Genomic DNA, 22,361 nt, shown 5'->3' with positions numbered 1-22,361 from the left:
CTATTGTATATATTTTTCTATTTCGAATGAGGAAATTGTTTTCATCTATTTATCAATACTTTAACAAATTTCTTGCTAAAGGTAATGCACGAACTGTTCTTGCCAAAAAGAATATTATTGGCTCTATTTTAATAAAAGGGGGGAGTATTGCCGTTAGTTTGGTAATGGTACCATTAACCATTGATTATGTCAACCCTACAAGGTATGGGATATGGTTGGCATTAAGTTCCATTGTAGGCTGGTTTAGTTTTTTCAATGTTGGCATGACCCATGGGTTGAGAAATAAATTTGCTGAAGCCAGAACTAAAGGAGATAAAGAAGCTGCTAGGATGTATATTAGTACAACCTATGCCGTTTTAACCATAGTTTTCACTGCTGTATGGCTGGTGTTTTTAATCGTAAACCCCTTCCTGGATTGGGTTGAAATTTTGAACGCTTCATCCGAAATGAGGATGGAACTTTCCATTCTAGCCATTATAATATTCACCTATTTTTGTATGCAATTTGTATTGAAAATTATCAATACATTGGTGACTGCAGACCAAGCACCGGCTAAAGCTTCGCTTATCAACTTTTTAGGCCAAATTATTTCATTATTGGTAATAGTCATTTTGGTTTACACCACCGAGGGCTCACTTATTAATCTTGGACTCGCATTATGTATTGCCCCGATCGCAGTACTTCTTTTAGCCAATTTTTTCTTATTCAAAACGGATTATAAAGAATTTAGGCCATCAATTAAGCATGTCAATTTATCCCAATCCAAAAATTTATTTAGTTTAGGTCTGGTTTTTTTTGTGATTCAAATTGCAAGCCTAATTCAATATCAAACCTCCAATATTATAATTGCACAAAGTTTCGGTCCTTATGAAGTGACTACTTACAATGTGGTTTATAAGTACTTTAATATTTTAGGCATGGGATTTGGGATCTTCCTCACACCATTTTGGTCCGCTTCTACCGATGCATTTTTTAAAAACGATATCAAATGGATTAAGAAAGCGACAATTAAATACTTACAAATAGGTTTATTATTTGTATTGGGTGGAGTAATAATGTTGCTCATTTCTGACACGGTTTACAGGGTATGGTTAAAAGGTCAAGTAGACATTGATTTTACACTTTCATTGTGGGGGTTATTGTTTTTTACTTCCTTTATGTTTGCCAGTATTTTTGTAAACTTTTTAAATGGGATTAGTGCACTTAAGATACAGTTTTGGGCAAGCCTAATAAGCCCTTTGGTATTTATTGGTTCAGCATATTTGCTTATTGATTATTATGGTATGGGAGTACACGCACTTTTCATTTCCTCGTTGATAGCTAGTTTTAATGGAATAATTGTTGCGCCACTGCAATATTACCTTATTATATACAAGAAAAAGAAAGGAATATGGATCAGGTAGACGGTGTAAATACCATGGGAAAATTGGATCAATTGGAAAATTGGGGAAAAAATAAGCGTGTTGTTCATTTGCAATACGGTTCTAGTCCCTCAGGTAATTATGTTTTAAGGTATCACGAAGCCTTTTTAGAGCGAGGTTTTGAATCTTATGTGCTTTCTTTACATTCTAATGTTCATGGAGATCCAAGGGTTCAAGCTGTTGGGAAAAAAGGAGTACTCATAAGAAAAGTAAACCAAAAAATTCAGGATTTCTATACCCGAAAAATTGATAAAAATGCCGGAGGTTTTGCCCTTTCCCTTTTAGGGAGTGATGTAACGAAACACGAATGGATCCTAAAAGCTGATTTTATTTATGTTCACTGGATTCTTGGAGGCTTTATCAGTATTGATGGCCTAGAAAAAATTGCTAAATTGAATAAACCGATGATATTGGTCATGCATGACATGTGGACCATCACCGGGGGCTGTTTTCATAGTTTCGATTGTCAGAAATTCTTAACACATTGCGGGAATTGCCCTATGTTTCCGGAGGATAAAGAAAAAGACTTGTCTTATAAACAGTTTGATGAGAAATTGAAATTTTATTCAGGTTATAACAATTTGTTCTTTGTAGCTCCTAGTAAATGGCTCTTTAATCTTGCGAAAAAAGGTGCATTGCTAAAAGATAAGCCTGTTTTTCGGATTCCAAACCCATTGGATACTAATCTATTTAAGCCATTTGATAAGAAGGTTGCCAAAAAGATCTTGAATATTGATAAATACCAACATGTCATTTCTTTTGGAGCCAATAAAATTACCAGCCCTTATAAAGGTTGGAAATACCTGATGGATGCGTTAAAAAAATTGAAAAATAACCATCCAAATCTTGACGTATGTCTTTTAATTTTTGGTAGTGGTCCAAATAAAGAAATCCAAGAGTCCATTCCATTCCCATGTAAGTTTATGGGCTTTATAACTGATGATTATACCACAAATCTTGTCTATAATGCATCCAATGTTTTTGTGGCACCTTCCTTAGCTGACAACTTGCCCACCACCATATTAGAAAGTTTGGCCTGCGGTACAGCTGTGGTAGGCTTTGATGTTGGAGGAATTCCGGACATGATTGCCCACAAGAAAAATGGATATTTGGCCAAGTATAAAGACGAAAATGATCTATCTAATGGGTTAAACTATTGCCTTTCCAATGAGTTGGAGGGTTACTTGTTGCCAGAGTTTCAAAAAGCTGAAGTGATAAACCAGCACATTAGTCTAATGAAAAATGCTGACAATAATAAAAGTTAGTGAGAAAAGCAGAGAAATATAATGCCGAATTAAAGCAGTTTTTGCAGTCCGATAGGAATGAACTTATCGCGATAAATGTATTCTGGCTGGGGTTTATTACCTATATCGCTAGTTCTACAATACTTTCTACCAAGGAAATGCCTTTTATGCTGTTCCAGCCGCTACAGATGTTAGGTTTGCTAGCTATTTTTTCCTCCAGTACCTATTTAGTTAAACCCAATTTTGAATCTGAATATTTAAAGATATTTTTCTTTCTATTTGCATTTTGGGCCCTAGTGATTCTTTTTAGAGGGTTTTCATTTAATAAGGATACTTTAAAGTTAATTCTATTGAATCCATGGTTTGGGGGGATGTTTTATTTAGTGCCTCTTATTTTACTATTTAGAAGAAGTTTCTTATTATATAAAAAAATATTCTCTGTTATTATTATCCTTAGTGTTATTTTTCTTTTGTACAGTTTATTGTTTCGAGGGATACTAACAGAGGTTATTCCTGATGATAGAAACCGTAGTGTAGTTGAGTATTTTACTAAATCGTTGGGTATAACAGCTTTGTTTATGCTTTTTACTCATATGTACCATTCCAAAACCAAGAACTTAATTGCTTTTGTAACAGTTTTGGTTGTTTTGGTTCTAGGGGTAATTCGGGCGAGAAGGGGAGTCTTGTTTATGGGAGTTTTGGGATTACTCTTTGCCGGATTTCTCTATTTTATTAGTGCCAAATCTAAGCTTTTGTCTGGTACCTTGCTTGTAGGCTTGCTTTTAATAGCAATTGTTGGTGGGGTATATGTATTTTTAAATGTTGAACTTGAAGCCTTGTACTATTTACAGGATAGGGGGGTTACTGATACCCGTACAGGCATCGAGGTTTATTTTTACAAAGACATGCAAGGTTTGGATTGGGTGATTGGAAGGGGTATGCTGGGGCAATATTATTGTCCTACTATGGAATCAGGGAATTATAGAGGGACTGTGGAAACGGATTACCTAAATATGATTTTAAAGGGCGGGATTATTAATCTTGGTTTATTGCTAGTGATTATTGTACCGGCCATATTTTTGGGTTTATTTAGTTCCAAAAATTATTTAACCAAAGCATTTGCCTTCTGGATTTTATTTTGGCTTATAAATACCCATCCCTCAACTGTTCAGGTGTTTACGTTAAATTATATTTTAGTATGGTTGGGAGTAGGGGTTTGTTACTCCTCTTTTATAAGAAATATTCCAGAAAAAGAGATGAAATCCTTTTTTAAACCTGTTGATTGATATTAGATTTTTAGATAAAAAGATCAGGATTTACTATGAAAAATATAGCGATAGTTACCAAACCAAATTATTCAAGTCCCAGAATCTTGGCAAATTGCTTGCACAATTTCTTTTCTCAAGCAGAAGGGGTTCGATCTGAGGTGTTTTACGAACTATTTGTTTTTAAGCGACTGTTGAGTTATTCCAAGGTAGCTAAGAATTATAATTACTTTATTTGGAAGGGCTATCAATTGATGCATTATATTCAAGATCAATTGTTTTTGCGGAAATTAAAAAAGTATGATGCCGTAATAATTGTTGAATGCAGCCCCAAGGCCTTCTTAAACGATTCGTTTGATTTCGTTAGGTTAAGAGATAAATTACCTGGAGTGCCTCTCATCTTTCACGAGGTATATTATTTAGGGAATGCCCCAACAATGGTTACCTATTTAAATGAGGGGGTGCACCATCAAGAAGATATTTTCGATTGGCATTTATCAGTTTCAGAAGTAACTGAAATTAGGAGTAAACCAAAGGCTCCTTGGAGCCAAGTAGGTTTATATTTGAAAAGTACGGGATTGGCCCCGGTCCCCAAAAAGGAACACCTAGCTCTTATAGATTTTTACAGAGAAGGATACGAAAAAGAACGAAATGAGCAAATAAAGGCACTGGAAGCCGTAGGTATTCCTTATATTGAATTGTCCGGTACTTATACTATTGATGAAATCCGAGAAGTATATAAAAAGGCTACTTTTTATTTTTTACAATTCCCGGAATCTTTTGGCTTGCCAATTGCTGAATGCTTAAGTTGTGGGGCCTATGTTTTCACTCCGGATACTTCTTGGGGAATGGCTTGGCGTCAAAATGAAGAAGTGGAAATTCATGGGCCCGGTAAACTTGCAGATTGTTTTGTAGTGTATAATGGACAGGAAGATTTGCAAAAAAAATTGCAAAAATATAAAACTGAATACGATTTAGAGATAACACCGGGAAAGGTTTTTCAAATATTTACAGACAATTATCCAGATTATTATTATGGAAATAAGGCTGAGCTAAATCAGTTTATCAACAAGTTGAAAAGTGGTACCTTCTAAATAGTTAAAACCTTCTTTTTATTAATAATCAGTTTATCATAATATGAATTTTCCAAAAGTATTAATTCTTAATCAACCTTTTAACAATGTTTCCGGAGGAGGGATTACTTTGTCAAATTTGTTTAAAGGATGGGAAAAAGATCATCTTGCAGTAGTTTGTTTGGGTACTCTTTTAAATGAGAAGACGAGGTTAGATATTTGTGATCAATACTATCAATTAGGCGAAAAGGAACATCTGTGGAAGTTTCCTTTAAGCTTGATGAAAAGGAAGTATCCTTCCGGGCCAATTAGCTTAAACGAAGAGAAAAAAAATGTCCAAACTATCCAAAAATCACCCCTTAGGGTGAAACTTTTAAAGGAGTATATCAACCCTGCCTTAAAATGGTTAGGCGTATCGGATTGGGCATCTACCATTCAGTTATCCCCTGAATTGAAAAAATGGCTTGATGGCTATAATCCCGATGTGATTTATGCACAAGCTCAAAGAAGGGAAGCCATTGTATTTTGTACCCTTATCCAGCGTTATCTAAATAAACCGATGGTATTCCATATGATGGACGATTGGTTGGAGGTTTTACCTGAATATGGTATGCTAGGTGGGTATTGGCATAAAGTAGTCGATCAGGAGTTTAGGAAAATGTTAGGGGCCTGCACCAGACATTTTAGTATTAGTGAACCTATGGCTGAGGCTTATCAAGAAAGGTACGGGTACTCTTTTTCTACGTATCATAATCCCATAGAACTTGATTTTTGGAGTAAAAGTCAGCGGACAAAATTTGAATTTGGAGATAAGATCCAAATACTATATGCCGGCCGGATGGGCTTGGGGATTCAGAGCTCCCTTGAGACTATGGCAAAATGCTTGGAGGAAATCAATAAGGAAAGCTCAACAGCTATTGAGTTGGTACTTCAAGTTGGGCAGAAACCGGATTGGATTAATAAATACAGTTGTGTTACCCATCGTGGTTTTGTGCCTTACGAGGAATTGCCCAATCGATTTTCAGAGGCAGATATTTTGTTTTTACCTTATGATTTCACTCCTTCTGCTAATGCCTTTATCAAATATTCCATGCCTACTAAGGCATCAGAATATATGATTTGCGGAACACCGGTGCTGATTTTTGCTCCGGAAGATACTGCTTTGGTTACTTATGCGAAAGCTTACCAATGGGCTCAGGTAGTAACAAAGAATGAAGTTCAGGCTTTAAAATTGGGTCTGTTGGAATTAATCAACAAGAAATCTTTGAGAGAGGAGATTTCAAAGGCAGCTATAAAAATAGCAGAGGAACGCCACGATGCAACTAAGGTTAGGAAACAATTTAGGGAAGAACTTTCTGCATTAGTCAATTAGAACAATCAGTAAAAACCAGATTAAAATGGCAGCTATTTTTTTATATCCAAAGATAGATAAGGTGATTGGCTCACCCAATCCCTATGTTTCCAATTTTCAGGAAGCATTGGCCAAAAGTCACCATGTGGTTAATGCCAAGTCACCAAATCGTGGGATTTTGAGTTTTTTCACCCATTTTTTTAAAGCAGATTTATTCATTCTTAATTGGCCTGAAACCATTCCGGAGAAAAAGTTTGGAGGTGTTCAAAAAAAACTCTTCATGTTGTTTTTAAAGTTGGTAAAAGGTTACTCCAAAAAGATTGTATGGATTTTGCATAATAAAGGTTCCCATCATAAGGGGGATAATCCAGTGACAAAAAAAATGTTTGATGTGCTTATGTCACATTCAGATTATATTATTACACATTCTTATGCGGGTAAAGATTTTGTTTCGTCAACTTATCCAAATTATATTTCTAAAGTGCATGTTATTCCTCACCCATTGACAAAAAAACTAGGGGAATACCGACAAGGAGAGAAAAAATTTGATTTTCTTATTTGGGGAAGTGTTTTCCCTTACAAAGGCATTGATGTCTTTTTAGCCTATTTGCAAGAAACCCCTGCCCTTAAGAAGGCAAAAGTATTGATAGTAGGAAGGTGTACTGATGCTAAATATAAAAGTAAAATTCTTTCAATTTTGCCTAAAAATGCTGAATTTAAAGATGAATTATTGAGTTTGGAAGAGATAGCAGCTTATACGGCCCAAGCACGATTTACCTTGTTTACTTATAAATCTCAAACGGTTATAAGTTCCGGTTCATTGATAGACAGTATACGAATGGGTGCCGTAATTCTAGGTCCGGATCACGGGGCCTTTAAGGACATGAAAGATTTGGCATTTATGCACACATTCAAAGATTTTAATGAAATTCCCAAGATAATCTCTGAATTTGATCCCGGTGATGAACAAATAGAAGGAGATAGAAATACTTTTATGAATCAAAACACCTGGTCTAATTTTGTTAAAAAAATTGGAAATATTACAGGTATCTAAACATTATTTAATTTATTCTTTAAAGCAATGAAACAAGTTATTCAAAATTTTAAAACTGGAGAGCTTTATGTAGATGAGGTTCCTGTTCCTGCGATTTCTGAGGGGATGGTATTGGTTGAAAACGAATATTCACTCATAAGTGCCGGTACGGAAAGAAGTACGGTAAAAGTAGCCCAAGCAAGCTTAATAGGAAAGGCTAAGCAAAGGCCTGATCTGGTGGCTCAAGTGATTCAGAATATCAGGAAAGAGGGATTTTCAGCTACCATGAGTAAAGTTAGAACCAAGCTTGATTCATTAAAAGCTTTGGGGTATAGTACTTCCGGAAAGGTAATAGCCTCAATGGATAATAATGGAGCATTTAAACCTGGTGACAGGGTTGCTTGTGCCGGTGCAGATTATGCTTCTCACTCCGAAGTGATTTCTGTTCCTCAAAATTTGGTAACCAAAATACCGGAAAATGTAAGTTCTGATGAAGCAGCTTTTACTACTTTGGGATCCATAGCGCTTCAAGGGGTTAGACAAGCAGATCCTAAATTAGGCGAAAAAGTTTGTGTGATTGGTTTAGGCCTACTCGGTCAAATAACTGTTCAACTTTTAAAAGCCAATGGCTGCTCAGTTTTTGGGATAGACATGTCTGAGAAACTGATAGAATTGGCGAAAGAATCAGGTGCGGGTCAGTCCATGCACAGGAATGACTCCAATTTAATTGCCGCCTGTGAGAATTTCACAAACGGAAGAGGGTTTGATTCTATAATCATAACAGCTGCAACTCCAACAAATGATCCGATTGTACTTTCTACTGAAATTGCACGGAAAAAAGGTAAGATTATAGTCGTGGGTGCGGTGAAGATGGAAATCCCTAGAGAGCCTTATTTTTATAAAAATGAGCTTGAACTTAAAATTTCATGTTCCTATGGACCGGGAAGGTATGATGTGGATTATGAGGAACTAGGTAAGGATTACCCTTTTGCCTATGTTCGCTGGACCGAACAAAGGAATATGGAAGCCTTCTTGGATTTGATCGCTGCAAAGGCAATTAATATCAAGCCCCTGATTACCCATTTATTTGATATCGACGAAGCAGAGAAAGCTTATGATATTGTGATGGGTAAAGTACAAGAACCTCATATTGGGATATTGTTAAAGTACCAAGAATCTGCCTCCAAGCTTGAGTCCATTACTAAGGTAAACAATGAACCTATCAAAGAGATCAATGCAGGTTTTATAGGCGCGGGGAGCTTTGCACAAAGTTACTTGATTCCGAATGTTAAATCTTGGGGTGGTTCATTAGATGGTGTAGTTACTTCTAAGGGAATAACAGCCAAGAGCGTCTCTGACAAGTTTAAGTTTAATTTTTGTTCTTCTGATGGAAAAGATGTGTTGAACAAAAATGATATCAATACCATTTTTATTGCTACACCGCATGTATCTCATGCGCCATATGTAATTGAAGGATTAAAATCCGGGAAAAATGTATTTGTAGAAAAACCTTTGGCAATGAACATGGATCAACTGAAAGAGGTAGTCCATGCCGAAAAATCAGCAGATAAATTATTGATGGTAGGTTTCAATAGGAGATTTGCCCCTGTGTCTGTAGAGTTGAAAAAAGAGTTCATAAACACTGGAGAACCTCTGGTGATTAATATTAGAGTAAATGCCGGTTTTATTCCTAAAGACCATTGGTCTCAGATTCCTGAGATTGGAGGAGGACGAATTGTAGGGGAAGTTTGTCACTTTATTGATTTAATGCAGTACTTTACTGACTCTGAACCTGTTAAAGTATATGCTGACTCTATTAATACATCAAACGAGCAAATCACTTCCGCAGATAATATGGCAGTAACTGTCAAGTTTAAAAATGGTTCGGTTGGAAACTTAACCTATTTGGGCAATGGAGATAAGTCCTTACCTAAGGAGAATATTGAAGTTTTTTCCGGAGGAAAGGTTGGAATAATTCATGATTTTAGAGCAGGTAGTCTTCATAAAGATAATAAATTGATTAAGCTTAAGTCCAGTGGAAAAGGCCATTTGGAGGAAGTACATCAATTTCTAGATCAGGTAAAGGCTGGTAAAGAGAGCCCAATTTCCTTTGAATCAATTTGCCTAACCACGCTGACTACATTTAAAATCTTAGACAGTCTCTCCACAGGTATGCCTCAGGACATAAGGCTTGAAGAAATTCTGTCCTAATTAATTTTATATCTGGTGGTTTAGTAATTTAAACCACAACTTAGGATGTGTTCCAAAGTTTTGGGATACATCCTTAAGTTTAGTTTATTGCCTAAAAGGAAAAAGTGGGATAGCTTTAAAAATTACCCGATTACCCTATCGAGTCAATTATTAGAAAATCTGAATGAGTGGTAAATAAAACAATACTGATAAATTTTTTAACCGAAGAATGATATTAAACTGATGGAATTTATTGTTTACACCAATACCGAATGGGATGGACCTCCTAGAGCGAGGCATCAATTATCCAATGCCTTGGCAAAAAGGTTTAAAGTGACTTTTGTTGCTGCAAATACCATTGGTTTACCCGGATTAAAAAGTGAAAAAGTAAAGGATAATTTTGAATTACTTACACCCTCTTTTCCATCTAGTTTTAGGTTAAGGTACCGCATGCCTGTTTTGAATGAAGCTTATCAGGTTTGGTTGTACCAAAAGCTTAAAAAGCGTTTTGAAGGCAAGAATGTTGTCTTTATTTGTACAGATTTTGGCGGACACCTGATAGGTAAATATTTCGATAAATTTATTTACATGGCCAATGACGACTTTATAAACAATGTCAAAGTACCGGGCTGGATGAAAGCTTATACCACTTTTACCCAATCTAGGTTGGTAAAAACGGCAACATTTAATTTGGCCACTGCAAAAAAATTGGTGAATGACTTTGCGGAAATTAATCCCAAATCGTATGAGTTACCTTTAGGGGCACCAGAGTTTTCAAAGGTTGATATCACCAAACTATCATTGAACAATAGCGGGGACAAAGTGAAGGTGGTTTTGCTTGGTTTTATAGATAAGAAAAAGACACCACTGGTACTTATCAATAAAATTCTTGAGATTGATAATGTAGAATTACATTTGATTGGGCCGATTAAAGATGATTTTCTAGATCATATTTCTAAGGTGGAAAAAGTAAAAGCTCACGGAGTCATGACAGGAGATCCTCTTAGTCTAAAGCTTTTGGAGATGGATGTGGCTATTGCTCCCTATTATATGGATGACCCTAATACAGGCAGGACACCTAATAAAATGTGGCAGTATTTGGCTACAGGAAGACCTGCTGTGATAACAAATCTGCCAAATGTAAGGCATTGGGAGTTTCCTGAAGGAACTGTTTACAAAGCCAATAATGACGATGAATTTGTGGCTTATATAAAACAAGCCCATAAGGAAAACACGATGGAATTGATGAAAGAAAGAATAAGCATAGCTTCAAATAACTCTTGGACCAAAAGAGTAGATCAGCTCTTGGCTTATATAGAAAGCTATTATTAAGGGCCTGTATGGGGTTGGCTTGTTTAATGAGGTAACTATTGGAATCTTTTAATCATTTGATTTCATAGGGATTGAAGGACTTATCGACATGGGACTTGCTTTTTTTTAAGCGGATTTCATGGATTAAAAAATACTTGTATTAAATTGAGGTTGAGCAACTTGAAAAGTGTGGGGCCTTGGTTTTGCTTAAAAAATAACTGTTGTCCAAGAGATTTTTTCTCTAGGTAATAAGCTAAAATTAACGAATGCTACCTAAAAACAATAAAAATGAGTGAATCAATAGATTTTTTCAACTCTTTTGAAAAATTGGCTGCCTTTTGTTCTCACGAGGAGTATAAGGGATATGACCCTTACGATAGTTTAAACAGTAAGCTGTTTCAGGCAGTTCCTTTGCTTTCTACCTCACGAATTGCAAAGCTTGCCTGGACTCAATTCTTTAAAAGAGCACCTTTTAACTTAAGACCATTAGTGGGTGTACCAAAAGAATATAACCCAAAAGCATTGGGTTTATTTCTAACAAGTTATTGTAATTTGTATGAAATTGATTCTCAGTCAGCCTATTTGGATCAAATCAATTTCTTTGGAGATAGAATATTGGAACTGCAATCCAAAGGGTGGAGTGGAAGCTGCTGGGGGTATAATTTTGACTGGCAAGCTAGAGCATTTTTCCAACCAAAATATACGCCCACAGTGGTGGCTACTACCTTTATTGCTTGCGCCTTGCTTGATGCTTATGCCGTCACTAAGCGGGATGAGTTTTATAAAGCTGCAAGAAGTGCTTGTGATTTTGTGTTAAAAGATTTGTATCGTACCTATGATGATAAAGGAGACTTTTCATTTTCCTATTCTCCCTTAGATAAAAGTGTAGTATTCAATGCCTCACTATTGGGAGCCCGTTTATTAAGCAGGGTGTATTCCATTTCAGGAGAAAAGGAATTGTATGAAGAAGCAAAGAAAGCAGTCAATTTTGCTTGTGGATATCAACAAGAAAATGGTGCATGGAGCTATGGTACCCTTCCATTTCATCAATGGATTGATAATTTTCACACCGGGTATAACCTTGAATGTCTATCTGATTTTGCAAGGTTTACCGGAGATCATTCATTTGATAACTATTTAGAAAAGGGCTTTGATTATTATATTCAAACTTTTTTTACCCCTGAGGGCATTTCAAAATACTATAATAATAGTGTTTATCCTGTTGATATACATGCACCTACCCAATTACTGATTACCTTGGATAAGTTAGGCTGTTTTGAAGCACATAAAGAAATGGCCACTAAAGTCATGGGGTGGACCATAGAAAACATGCAATCTCCGAAGGGATATTTTTATTATCAAATCAACAAGCATTTTACATCGAGAATTCCATACATGCGCTGGGCCCAGGCGTGGATGTTTCTTTCCTTTACTGTTTTGTTTAAAAATGATAAAAGCCTATACGGCCGAAAAAGTGACGTTATTTGATTAACCAATATTTAATATTTTTATAATAAACCCAGAGGAAATTAATAAATAGATTGTTTAGATTATTAAAACTAAAGTCTGATGAAAGAGGTAAAAAGAATTAGTATTTGTAATGTTCCTGTAGATTCCCTTACTATGGATGAAACAGTAGCATTGATAGATCAAAGCATCAGGAGGAAAGAAAATTTACATCATGTTGTGGTAAATGCAGCCAAGCTAGTGAATGCTCAAAAAGACCCTGAATTAAAAGCGTCAATAGTGGAGTGTGATATAATAAATGCAGATGGTCAATCCATTGTTTGGGCCGCGAAATTTCTTAAGGAGTATTTACCTGAAAGAGTTGCAGGCATCGACCTTATGGATAATTTGGTGGGGCTGGCAGCTAGGGAGAATTACAAGATCTTTTTTCTTGGTGCCAAAGAGGATGTTGTAAATAAGGTTGTAAAAATTTATTCCGATAAATATTCACCGGAAATAATTGCTGGTTATAGGAATGGTTATTTTGGAAAAGAGGAGGAGTTGGGAATTGCCAAGCAGATCAGGGATTCAAAGGCAGATATCTTATTTGTGGCGATGAGCTCACCCAAAAAAGAAATTTTCTTAAATAAATACAAGGACATCATGAATGTGCCTTTTATTATGGGTGTAGGAGGTAGCTTTGATGTAGTTTCAGGTAAAGTGAAAAGGGCTCCGGTATGGATGCAAAACATTTGTCTTGAATGGTTTTATCGGACCATGCAAGAACCGGGGAGGATGTGGAAGCGCTATCTTACAACAAATATTGCCTTCGTGAAATTACTTGTCACGGAACGCTTTTTTCCTACTAGCAAAAGCAAAACCTAGTTTAACCTAACCATCGAAATATTGAAAGTCAAGGAAAAACCAAGATTGCTTTTGGTTAATAACTATAACATGGAGAAGGCTTATCATCTTTGGGAAAAGGGTGAAAGTGGGAGTCACCATGTATGGGGAAAAGTTGAGTTGGAAAAAAGAGGGAAAGTAGAAGTAATAATATTCCCCCATGAAAAATACCGTATTCTAAATAAAATTGGTAATGTTTTTAAAATAAAACACCTTGACCAACAGTTGAGAATATTATTTTATGGTAAGCATTATGATATTTTATATGCTCCCTACTCTTTGTCAAATACCAGGTTGTTGATTGTATTGAAACTATTAGGTATCTACAGAAAGCCTATTCTAGTAACCATACACCAGCCTTTTATGAAGACAAACTCCACCAATAAATTTTACCGCTGGTTGAGTAAAAAATTCCTGTTTCAATATGATGGTATCATCTTTCTAAGTGAAAAATTGAAAGAGATTGCAGTGAAAGCATTGGATATAAGGGACAAGGATCAATTGGCTAGGATTGATACAGCTCAGTGGGGACCTGATACTAATTTTTATAATAAAATCACATGCAAAGAAGGAGATAAATTAAATTATTTCATTAGTGCAGGCCATACTTCAAGAGATTATGTCACCTTAATAGAGGCTTTCAAAAAGATGGACCATGAGCTTAAAATATTTTGTACACCAAAATCTAAACCTCAGATGGATAGGCTGCCTTCTAATGTGACCATTAACTCTTCTTTCATTCCGTATGAAGCATTGCTCAAATACTACAAAGAGTCAATTGCTATATTAATTCCCTTAAAATATCCACTGGTTCAAGAGGGGTGTCAAGGGATGACTAGTTTACAGGACGTTGTAGCTTTAGGTAAACCAACGGTAATTACTGAAAATCCATGCATAAATATTGATGCTGCCAAAGAAGGGTTTGGGATAACAGTGGGTAAAGGAGACGTTCAAGGCTGGATTGATGCAGTCGAACTTATAGCTAATGATAAGGCTGTTTTTCAAATGATGAGTAACAGAGCAAGGTCGGTGTATAAAGAAAAATTTAACGCTGAATTATTTGGAGAAAAATTAGAGAAAGCTGCTCTCAAAATTCCTTTAAGATAGTTATATTGGGCTTTTGTAAAAAGCCTAGAAATCTATTGACATTTTTAAATTAGTAAACAGAAATTTAAGGTATGAAATTGTTTGGTTTAACCAATGTTTCAATTGAAGACAAGTCGGATTATCGATTTGAGGAGTTGAATGAATCTAGGTTTATAAAAAATGTGATAGATGAATTAAAGGACCTGCTTCAGGAGAGGTTTGATGATTTCGAATTTTTTATTTACTCAAATCACCGGGTGAATAAAAGAGCTCCTGATTCAGGAACTGATATTATGCCCCCAAGTGGGAACTATAAGTCCGATAAAAAGAAAATTCTTCTTTATTTTTCAGATGAAAGAGGTTTAGACCCTAGCTATTTTTCTGATAAATATTTTGCGATTTTTAAATCATATATTGGGATGAAAGCTGTTGCGAAAAACGTTTTTCCTTTGGCTTTGGGCTATGTTAATGCAGTCCCTGAGTTGCCAAATAAGCCGTTAAAGGATAGAAAGTACAATGTTTTTTTTAGAGGAAATTTAAACATGAACAGAATTAATTTCTATCGTGTGTTTTCTAAATTGGGGAAACTACTACCTTCCGAAAGCTTATTGACTCATGATTATTATAGAAAGTTTTTGTTGAAATTGAAAAGTGATTTCAGTTCATTCTTTCCGGAATCATTAATTATTTTTAATAATGGGTTTAAAGCTGGGTTTACTCCGGTTGAATATGGAGAGGTACTTGCTGATTCAAAAATCGTATTGTGCCCCAAAGGCTTCTTTATGACAGAGTGTTTCAGGCATTTTGAAGCAATGCGAGCGGGCTGTGTCATTATTTCAGAACCTTTGCCAGATACTCCATTTTATAAAAACTCTCCACTTATTCAAATAAAAGATTGGAATGAGGGATGTAAAGTGGTTAATGAACTATTGAATGATCAGGACAAGCTCGAAGAAATTCATAAAAAAACGCGTTCTTGGTGGAAAAATAAGTGTTCAGAAAAGGCTACTGCCCAATACATTGTGGAAAATATTAACAATTTGGAGCTAAAATAAATTGCCTGCAGTCTATGAAGGGAAAAATTAAAGTTCTTTTAATAAACTCTTACTCCTTTGAAAAAATCCTTGACAATTGGAAAAAGGGAATTAATCCGAGTCATTACCTCATGGGTAAAATTGAATTGGAAAAATCCGGAGAGTTTCAGGTTGATATCCACCCACACCAAAAGTACAAATGGCTGGATACGGTTGGAAAGGTTATTAAAATCCCGTTTTTTGATCAGCAGGTTAGAGCTTTATCAAAAATAAAAGATTATGACCTTGTTTACATGCCCTATCCCATATCCATCAGTAAGTTATTTACCTTATTGAGAATTTTTGGGTTGCTTAACATTCCGGTGGTTGGCTTAGCCCATCAAAATTTTATTTATTATAAAAATAAAAATTCAATTCTGAATAAGTTGGGAGTGAAGCATCTGCGTCAAATTGATGCTTTTGCATTTTTTTCAAAAAACCTGATGCTAAAAACCCAAAAGGATTTAAATTACAATCAATTTGAAAAAGAGAATAAATGTTTTTCAGTGAGTTGGGGAGCTGACATTGATTTTTACAAAAACATTCAATCTGGAAAGGAAAGTGATGCTGTACCTTATGCCGTTTGTGCAGGTACAGCAGACCGAGATTATGATATACTCATCAAAGCATTTGAAAATATTCCTATCAATCTAAAAATTTATTGCACCCCTAAAACAATTCCTGCATCTACCCATTTACCCCCCAATGTTTCCGTAGATACTTCATGGGTGCCTTATGATCAGTTGTTAGAAGAATATGTTAATTCTTCATTTATCATTATTCCTTTAAAGGAAGAAATCAGAAAAAAGGGGAATACTTATGGATTGACCGTACTACTGGATGCCATGGCCGTAGGCAAACCTGTGTTAATGACGCAACATTCTTTTTTAGATATTGATATTGAAAGTGAAAATATTGGCCTTTGGGTGGAGGACAACAGCCCGGAAGGATGGAATAAAAAACTTCTTCAGATGATTGGAAATGAAACTGACCTTGAAGCGATGGGGAAAAAAGCAAAGCAGCTTCATTTGGAAAAGTATAACATTCAAAATTTTGCAAATCAAATGGCAGATGTATTCAGGACTGTGCTAAGTCGCAAACGAAAAAAATAAATAACTTGCTAACATAAATTTTTTCTGTATTTCTACTATCCATTGAGGTTTCATTAATTTTTATGCCTTCATTTAGAGGCTTTTTCCTCGCTTGGATTGTTTTTTTAAGATTAATATGGCTTCAATTCTTTATTAAATATTAATTGGTTTTTCTTGTAAACATAAAATCCCTGAATTTTCAGGGATTTTATGTTTACAAGAAATTTTATAATTTTTCAATTATGGATTAACAATAAGTCGCTGTTTATTGATGATGGTTTGCTCATTGCTAACACTTACCAGGTATATGCCTTGTGAGAGGTTGTCTAGCGGTACATTGAATTGATTGTTGGAAGTTTTGATACTTTCCAAATCAAAATGGCTTACCAATTGACCATTCATATTGTGAATGATTACTCTTCCTTGACCAATCTCAGCATTAAGTTCCAAAGTGGCTCGACCTTTAGCAGGGTTAGGGAAGATTCTAATTTCGCCTTTAGTGGTTGTTTCAGTTTGAACATCCATTTCTTTATATCCCCTGTTATACATTTCTTTATATCCTCGGTTGAAGGAGTTTTGAGCTGTTCTCAAATTGGCTGCTATATCAGTGCTTTTTGCTGCATTCCCTATAATTGCAATTCCAGATATACTCGCATTATTTGCCTCAGCATTCAATTCTAAAATCATCTTACCGTCGGTTACATCTATATTTTCAAAAGAAAGAACGGTAGGAGCATTATTGTTTTCTACAAATAGATCAAAATCATTTTTCAATAACTCACCCTGTATAGAGATGTCGTAAACTCTTTTGCCAGCCCGAGCAGCGCTTCCGGCATGTCCAAACCAAATCTCATGATGCATGGTAAAGACAGTATAGGTTCCATTCGGCACAGGAATTGTATATGTCAAGTTTTCCCCACTTCTTTCTGTATGGAAAAGTGCATTGACATCGGTTATTTCATTTTTATAGCTGTTGGTACCGTCGCTGTAATATTTTTCAGTATTGGTCTCTCCCAGATAAGTGATGCCATTTAATGTAGCATCTGATTTGTCACCGGTATTCAAAAAGAAAAGGTAATCTGAATCAATAGATTGCATTACTTCTTCAGATTCTTTGATAATGGAGATACCAGAAATTGATACATTATTAGAACTAGCTATTAAACTTAAGTCTAGAGCGCCATCAACAACTTTAATTCCTTCGAAAGTAAGGACGGCTTGTTGGTTATTGTTATAGGAAAAGATGTCAAAATTATCCATAGCCAAATTGTCTTCTAAGAATATGTCGAAGACCCTTTTTCCTTCTCTAGCAGTAGAACCACCTTTACCGAAATACAACTCATTGTGGTAAGTTTTAACAGTGTAAGTTCCATTATCAAGTGGTACTACGAATTCCAATGTAGAAGCATATCTTTCAGCTTGAAAGATTTTGTCGTTGCTTGCACTTGCATTGGTAGATGTTTTAGAGTTAGCCGAGCTAATGAAAGCTGTTACGGGCTCAAAGACGTTATTCTGAAAAGAGACTGCATCTTTATAGCCAGTATTCAGGTGGATAGAAATTCCTTCTTGCTTCTCTGAGGAATCGGGTACCTCTACAGAGGGTTCTTCAATTATTGGTGATCCAACAGGAACTATAGCTATTCCAGAAATCAGACTGTTGTTGGCTGAAGCATTAAGCTCCAGGTCTAGGATTCCGTCCTTTATCTCTATGGAATTGAAAGTAAGGGTAGTTTCTTGGTTTTTGTTTTCAAGGAAAATATCAAAATCTTTCTTTACAATATTTCCTTCAATAGAAATATCAAATACCCTTAGACCGGCTCTTTCATATTTCCCATTGTTTCCAAAATACATTTCGTTGTGGTAGGTACTGATGTTATAAGTGCCATTTTCCAAAGGAATTTCAAACTTAAGGTTTTTGTTGAACATTTCAGTTTGAAATAAAACTTCGTCACTTCCAGATGCGTTGGTAGCAACATTCACACCTGATGATTTAATGAATGTCTTGTTTATCGCTTCGAATTCTTGGCCTTCATAAATGACTGTTCCATTGTAACCCACATGATAATAAATCCCTTCTAATGTATGGTCTGTTCCATTTTCAACAGGACTTTTTTCAACTTCCTCAGTCACTTTGGTTTTTGCTGTAAATGTGATTTCGGAAGAAGTGCTTATATTACCATCTATGTCTGTTACAGTAGCCCAAACGTAATTTTCACCGGCTGGTATTTCCGGAATAATTGCCTGATAAGGTGATTCTTCACAAGAACCTATCAATTTCAATCCACAATAGAAATCTACTTTTTCGACCTTATCGTCCAAATTTATAATCTCACTTCTTAATGTTACATTGTCACCTTCTGTAAGCTGTGAAATATCTTCACTTACGATTAGGTTGATTTCTGGTGTTTTGGGAACTTCAATTTCCTCTTCGGATTCAAAATCTCTAGCTATTCGAATAAGTACTATTGAACCATAAGCTGGAATTGTAACATTTCCTGAGAACCTTTCCAATTTGGCATTAACATACTCACCAGATAGTGCAATAGTTTTGCTGTTTTTAGTGGGGTTGTATTCAAATAAAATTTCTTCATCAGGATTAATAAATGATGCTTCAACTTCTACAAACTCTAAATCATCTAACCAGTAGGTGAAGTTTTCTTCTGTAGTTGTAATCAAAAGGGATACGTCATTTACATCTGCATATGGAGAAACAAGTACCTCATAACCATCAAGGCTAGTATTTACTTCAAATGTGGTCATGGCAGACAATTTTTCCCAAGGGCTACCGGTGTACCTTAAGTAAGTGGAAATGTTTCCCACTTTATTAGCCAAGGCATTGAATTTTAATAAGTAAGTTTTATCCTTTTTCAATTCTCCCAAGACTATTTTAACAGCACTTGATCCGGAAGTGGTAACTTTAAGTGCTCCACCATTTGTCTTACTATTTGACTCCCACTGTTGTTTACAATTGCTACAGTATACCCCACTCACATTTTGCTCGAAGGAAGAATTGGCATAATAGCTCGATCCAATTTTTTTGGTGATGGTATAAGTGGAAATGTCTACGGAATTACTAACAGAATTGATATCTTTTCCGAATTTAGCACTCCATTGTTCTAAGTTGTCTATAGCCGCTACTTTTTGTCCATTTCTAATGTATTGATTTTCAATGCTGAATTCATCACCTAGTGGCCTGAAAAAGTAGTTTTTGTCAAAGCTACTCAATGATTGCATATCATCTTTGTAAGTTTTAATAGAGTAGGAATTTTGATCGGAGGTTTTTAGAAAAAATTGATTGTTAATGACGTTATTGTTTCTAGTGTCTTCTCCGATAACGCTATTTCCTATAGTCAAAGCTGAATGAGAATTGAAGAAAGTGTTGTTTGAGACAAGGATATTGTTCACATTAGACATCTTTAAACCAGAGTTTTCAGTATTTCCAATGGTGTTGCCTATAATCTCAATGTTGTTGGAGTTGTCATCAAGGAAGATGCCTTCAGCCAATGGCCTGTAGTTAACCCCTTTGTCAGGAGTACCTCCTTTACTTCCAATGCTATTTACCACAATATTACCTTCAATTTTACGGCCTTTATACCCTTGATACTGTACCCCGCCAAAGGTGTAAATTCCTCCACCGTCACCCTTTATCTGGCAAAAAGTATCAACAAAATTATTTTTGACAACTGAATAGTTTCCATTGAACTGGATGCCGTTGAAACCTGAATTAATGATGGCATTGTTTTGAACCAATACATTTTCTCCATAGGCAAATATACCTATGCCTGCAGCATCTTCATTTTGAGTTCTCCCAGCGACCAACGCCGTTTTAGTTATTTCATTATCTCTAATTATTGCATTGTCATTACCATACCTTAGGTACATTGCATTGTTATAAGTGCTGTTGATATTGTTCTTTTCTACCAACAAGTCTAATACTTCTAGGGAAAGGATCCCATTCTCTCCAGAAAAGTTAATTTCAGAATTCGCAATTTTGATATTGCTTCCTCCTTCTAATTTGATGGCGTCTTTGTTGGCACCTTTAAAGTTGATGTTTTCAATAGAAACATTAATATCCCTATAATCCTTAATAAGTAAATTGTCCAAAGTACTTACTTCTATTTTCATAGCCGAAGGATTGCTGGATCCGAAGAAAACGTTAATTTTCTTAGTTGAAGGATTGAAATACCATTCTCCAAAGGTATCAAGGGTCTTGATGTGGTTCTGAATAAAAAAACCGTAATCTCTTTGAGCTGGATAAGCACTGATGTTTCCATTGTAGCGAATCTGACTTCCGCTATGTGAAGAAATTTGGTGGGTATCAATTATCCATTGGTTTTTTTTGATGACTACCTCTCCACCATTCCAGTCAGGTGATCCACCTAGCTCACTACTTGAAAGCAAGTAATTACCACTTACATCATCAATGTTTAAATACCCTTCATTAGCAACATTATTGTTTGGAAATCTTCCTAATTCATAAGCTTTACCATTGATCAAAAGAACCTTAACAGTAGAGGTATTGATAGGAGAGTTGCTCTCATAAATTCCATTGCCTATAGCTTTCCATTCACTCACAGTTTTTAAAGAAGTGATGATTGGCTTGGCTCCAGAACCGTAAGCTCCAATTTTAATGGGAGCATTTAAAGAACCTGAGGCACTTATATGTAATGTACCATAAAAAGTTTCGCCTCTATTGAACAAAATGGCATCACCGGGCTTAAGGTAATTGAAAAGTGAATTTACCTTATCAATAGACTTCCAAGGGGTAGCAGGGTTTTGAGCTTCTGCTAAAGACCGATTGTCATTTCCTTTTTCTTGAGATACATAATAATTGGCTGCAAAAATATTAGATAATGGGGCTGCCAAAACTATTAGAAAGGAAATGGAGAAAAGTAACGCTTTCATGACATTGTAGTTTTAAGTTATTATTATTTTCATTTCACAATCACCTTTTGATTCAGGTGCTTGTTAATTTTGTCCTACTTTTTTTGATTTATGAAGTCTCAAAATGGTATTTTGATTAAAAGAATCTTGTTTTTTGATTTTCATATATATCAAAATGAAATTCTAAAAAAGAATATCATATCAATAATAAGCAGTATAAAATTCTTATTTGCAAATGTTAGCTTTGGGTGAATGCCTTGCGTGTAGGGAGAAATAATTGAATAATTTCAATAGGTCAAAAGTATATTGCTTTTGGAAAGGTGAATTTTGTTGATGATCTAAAATTCAGTAGAGAAAAAATTTTTTTAATTTTTTTTACTTCTTCAATTAATTTCTAATAGGTTTAGCTATTCTAAGGAATTGTGAGAAACTATGCCCAAATAGTGGGTAGGAAGTATAAGAAGTGAATTAAGAGGAAGCTGATAGGTGAAAATTTTAATTATAAAGGAATTTATACATTAAAAGGGACTTGACCTGTTAATTTTAAGTCGACGGATGATGGTGTCGGCAGGAGGTGGATTTTTGAAAATGGCTTTTGCTTAATTATAACTTCTGAATATTACCTAAGTCCTACAAAGATAAACCAATAGCATTGATGGGTTGGAGGATTAAATCATTGAAAGCCTTTGGTATGACTTGTCCTTTGAGCCTATTATAATAATTGGAAGTGATTAAATAATGTAGGATGTAAAGAATAGGACTCTAGCCGGCTGGAAACCTTAAGGATATTAGCCTGTTTTTCGAATCAAGCTGCAGAATGGTAATGGTACGAATGAAAAACTAATTTGGAAATGGGTTGACCCAATTACAAAAGAATCGTGTAATTTGGCCTATATAGAGGATTGATTTGATTATAATTAACCAATAGGAATTTAAAAATATTAAAGTAAAAAAAAGGCCTTGTATATTACAAGGCCTTTTTTTTATCGT

14 protein-coding genes are annotated in these 22,361 nt (G+C 35.3%); 13 read left to right on the top strand and 1 reads right to left on the bottom strand.

Going from position 1 to position 22,361, the window contains the following annotated elements; translation table 11 throughout:
* Window positions 1-26: 26 nt before the first annotated feature.
* From ACYVHJ_RS06235 to ACYVHJ_RS06175, 13 genes are all read left to right on the top strand, one after another.
* Window positions 27-1,403 (top strand): MATE family efflux transporter, encoded by a 1,377-nt coding sequence (locus tag ACYVHJ_RS06235; protein ID WP_460513270.1) that lies wholly within the window; start codon window positions 27-29, stop codon window positions 1,401-1,403.
* Complete coding sequence (locus ACYVHJ_RS06230) at window positions 1,391-2,686, top strand: glycosyltransferase family protein (RefSeq protein ID WP_460513268.1); 1,296 nt, start codon at window positions 1,391-1,393, stop codon at window positions 2,684-2,686. Before ACYVHJ_RS06235 ends, ACYVHJ_RS06230 begins: the two co-directional genes overlap by 13 nt.
* A complete protein-coding gene (locus tag ACYVHJ_RS06225; RefSeq protein ID WP_460513266.1) occupies window positions 2,686-3,951 on the top strand; it encodes a hypothetical protein in 1,266 nt (421 codons plus the stop codon). Before ACYVHJ_RS06230 ends, ACYVHJ_RS06225 begins: the two co-directional genes overlap by 1 nt.
* A 35-nt stretch (window positions 3,952-3,986) precedes the next feature.
* Window positions 3,987-5,024, top strand: a complete 1,038-nt coding sequence (locus tag ACYVHJ_RS06220; RefSeq protein ID WP_460513264.1) for a hypothetical protein — start codon at window positions 3,987-3,989, stop codon at window positions 5,022-5,024.
* 43 nt (window positions 5,025-5,067) lie between these two features.
* A complete protein-coding gene (locus ACYVHJ_RS06215; protein WP_460513262.1) occupies window positions 5,068-6,375 on the top strand; it encodes a glycosyltransferase family protein in 1,308 nt (435 codons plus the stop codon).
* 25 nt (window positions 6,376-6,400) lie between these two features.
* Window positions 6,401-7,408, top strand: a complete 1,008-nt coding sequence (locus ACYVHJ_RS06210) for a glycosyltransferase family protein (protein ID WP_460513260.1) — start codon at window positions 6,401-6,403, stop codon at window positions 7,406-7,408.
* A 27-nt stretch (window positions 7,409-7,435) separates the two neighbouring features.
* Window positions 7,436-9,598 (top strand): bi-domain-containing oxidoreductase, encoded by a 2,163-nt coding sequence (locus ACYVHJ_RS06205; RefSeq protein ID WP_460513258.1) that lies wholly within the window; start codon window positions 7,436-7,438, stop codon window positions 9,596-9,598.
* Window positions 9,599-9,820: 222 nt separating this feature from the next.
* Window positions 9,821-10,909: a glycosyltransferase family protein gene (locus ACYVHJ_RS06200; RefSeq protein WP_460513256.1), complete on the top strand. Its 1,089-nt coding sequence runs from the start codon at window positions 9,821-9,823 to the stop codon at window positions 10,907-10,909.
* 267 nt (window positions 10,910-11,176) lie between these two features.
* Window positions 11,177-12,376: a delta-aminolevulinic acid dehydratase gene (locus ACYVHJ_RS06195; protein ID WP_460513254.1), complete on the top strand. Its 1,200-nt coding sequence runs from the start codon at window positions 11,177-11,179 to the stop codon at window positions 12,374-12,376.
* An 81-nt stretch (window positions 12,377-12,457) separates the two neighbouring features.
* Window positions 12,458-13,219 carry a WecB/TagA/CpsF family glycosyltransferase gene (locus ACYVHJ_RS06190; protein ID WP_460513252.1) on the top strand — a complete coding sequence of 254 codons (762 nt, stop codon included), beginning with the start codon at window positions 12,458-12,460 and terminating at the stop codon, window positions 13,217-13,219.
* Between the two features lie 21 nt (window positions 13,220-13,240).
* Entirely contained in the window at window positions 13,241-14,344 is a 1,104-nt protein-coding gene (locus tag ACYVHJ_RS06185; RefSeq protein ID WP_460513250.1) for a glycosyltransferase family protein, read from the top strand.
* Window positions 14,345-14,415: 71 nt separating this feature from the next.
* A complete protein-coding gene (locus ACYVHJ_RS06180) occupies window positions 14,416-15,378 on the top strand; it encodes a hypothetical protein (protein ID WP_460513248.1) in 963 nt (320 codons plus the stop codon).
* A 14-nt stretch (window positions 15,379-15,392) separates the two neighbouring features.
* Complete coding sequence (locus ACYVHJ_RS06175) at window positions 15,393-16,508, top strand: glycosyltransferase (RefSeq protein ID WP_460513246.1); 1,116 nt, start codon at window positions 15,393-15,395, stop codon at window positions 16,506-16,508.
* Between the two features lie 219 nt (window positions 16,509-16,727).
* Here the strand turns inward: ACYVHJ_RS06175 and ACYVHJ_RS06170 are convergent, their stop codons facing one another.
* A complete protein-coding gene (locus ACYVHJ_RS06170; RefSeq protein ID WP_460513244.1) occupies window positions 16,728-21,392 on the bottom strand; it encodes a malectin domain-containing carbohydrate-binding protein in 4,665 nt (1,554 codons plus the stop codon).
* Window positions 21,393-22,361 lie beyond the last annotated feature (969 nt).

This window comes from Cyclobacterium sediminis, from assembly GCF_054781075.1.
Note: the sequence above shows the minus strand (reverse complement) of the source record. Positions and strands in the feature narration are given on the sequence as shown.

Bases quoted from the DNA above. Each gene is read 5' to 3' on its own strand.
- ACYVHJ_RS06175 (WP_460513246.1), top strand. From the start codon at position 15,393: ATGAAGGGAAAAATTAAAGTTCTTTTAATAAACTCTTACTCCTTTGAA.
- ACYVHJ_RS06170 (WP_460513244.1), bottom strand. From the start codon at position 21,392: ATGAAAGCGTTACTTTTCTCCATTTCCTTTCTAATAGTTTTGGCAGCC.
- ACYVHJ_RS06195 (WP_460513254.1), top strand. From the start codon at position 11,177: ATGAGTGAATCAATAGATTTTTTCAACTCTTTTGAAAAATTGGCTGCC.
- ACYVHJ_RS06230 (WP_460513268.1), top strand. From the start codon at position 1,391: ATGGATCAGGTAGACGGTGTAAATACCATGGGAAAATTGGATCAATTG.
- ACYVHJ_RS06215 (WP_460513262.1), top strand. From the start codon at position 5,068: ATGAATTTTCCAAAAGTATTAATTCTTAATCAACCTTTTAACAATGTT.
- ACYVHJ_RS06210 (WP_460513260.1), top strand. From the start codon at position 6,401: ATGGCAGCTATTTTTTTATATCCAAAGATAGATAAGGTGATTGGCTCA.
- ACYVHJ_RS06200 (WP_460513256.1), top strand. From the start codon at position 9,821: ATGGAATTTATTGTTTACACCAATACCGAATGGGATGGACCTCCTAGA.
- ACYVHJ_RS06205 (WP_460513258.1), top strand. From the start codon at position 7,436: ATGAAACAAGTTATTCAAAATTTTAAAACTGGAGAGCTTTATGTAGAT.
- ACYVHJ_RS06235 (WP_460513270.1), top strand. From the start codon at position 27: ATGAGGAAATTGTTTTCATCTATTTATCAATACTTTAACAAATTTCTT.
- ACYVHJ_RS06220 (WP_460513264.1), top strand. From the start codon at position 3,987: ATGAAAAATATAGCGATAGTTACCAAACCAAATTATTCAAGTCCCAGA.
- ACYVHJ_RS06180 (WP_460513248.1), top strand. From the start codon at position 14,416: ATGAAATTGTTTGGTTTAACCAATGTTTCAATTGAAGACAAGTCGGAT.
- ACYVHJ_RS06190 (WP_460513252.1), top strand. From the start codon at position 12,458: ATGAAAGAGGTAAAAAGAATTAGTATTTGTAATGTTCCTGTAGATTCC.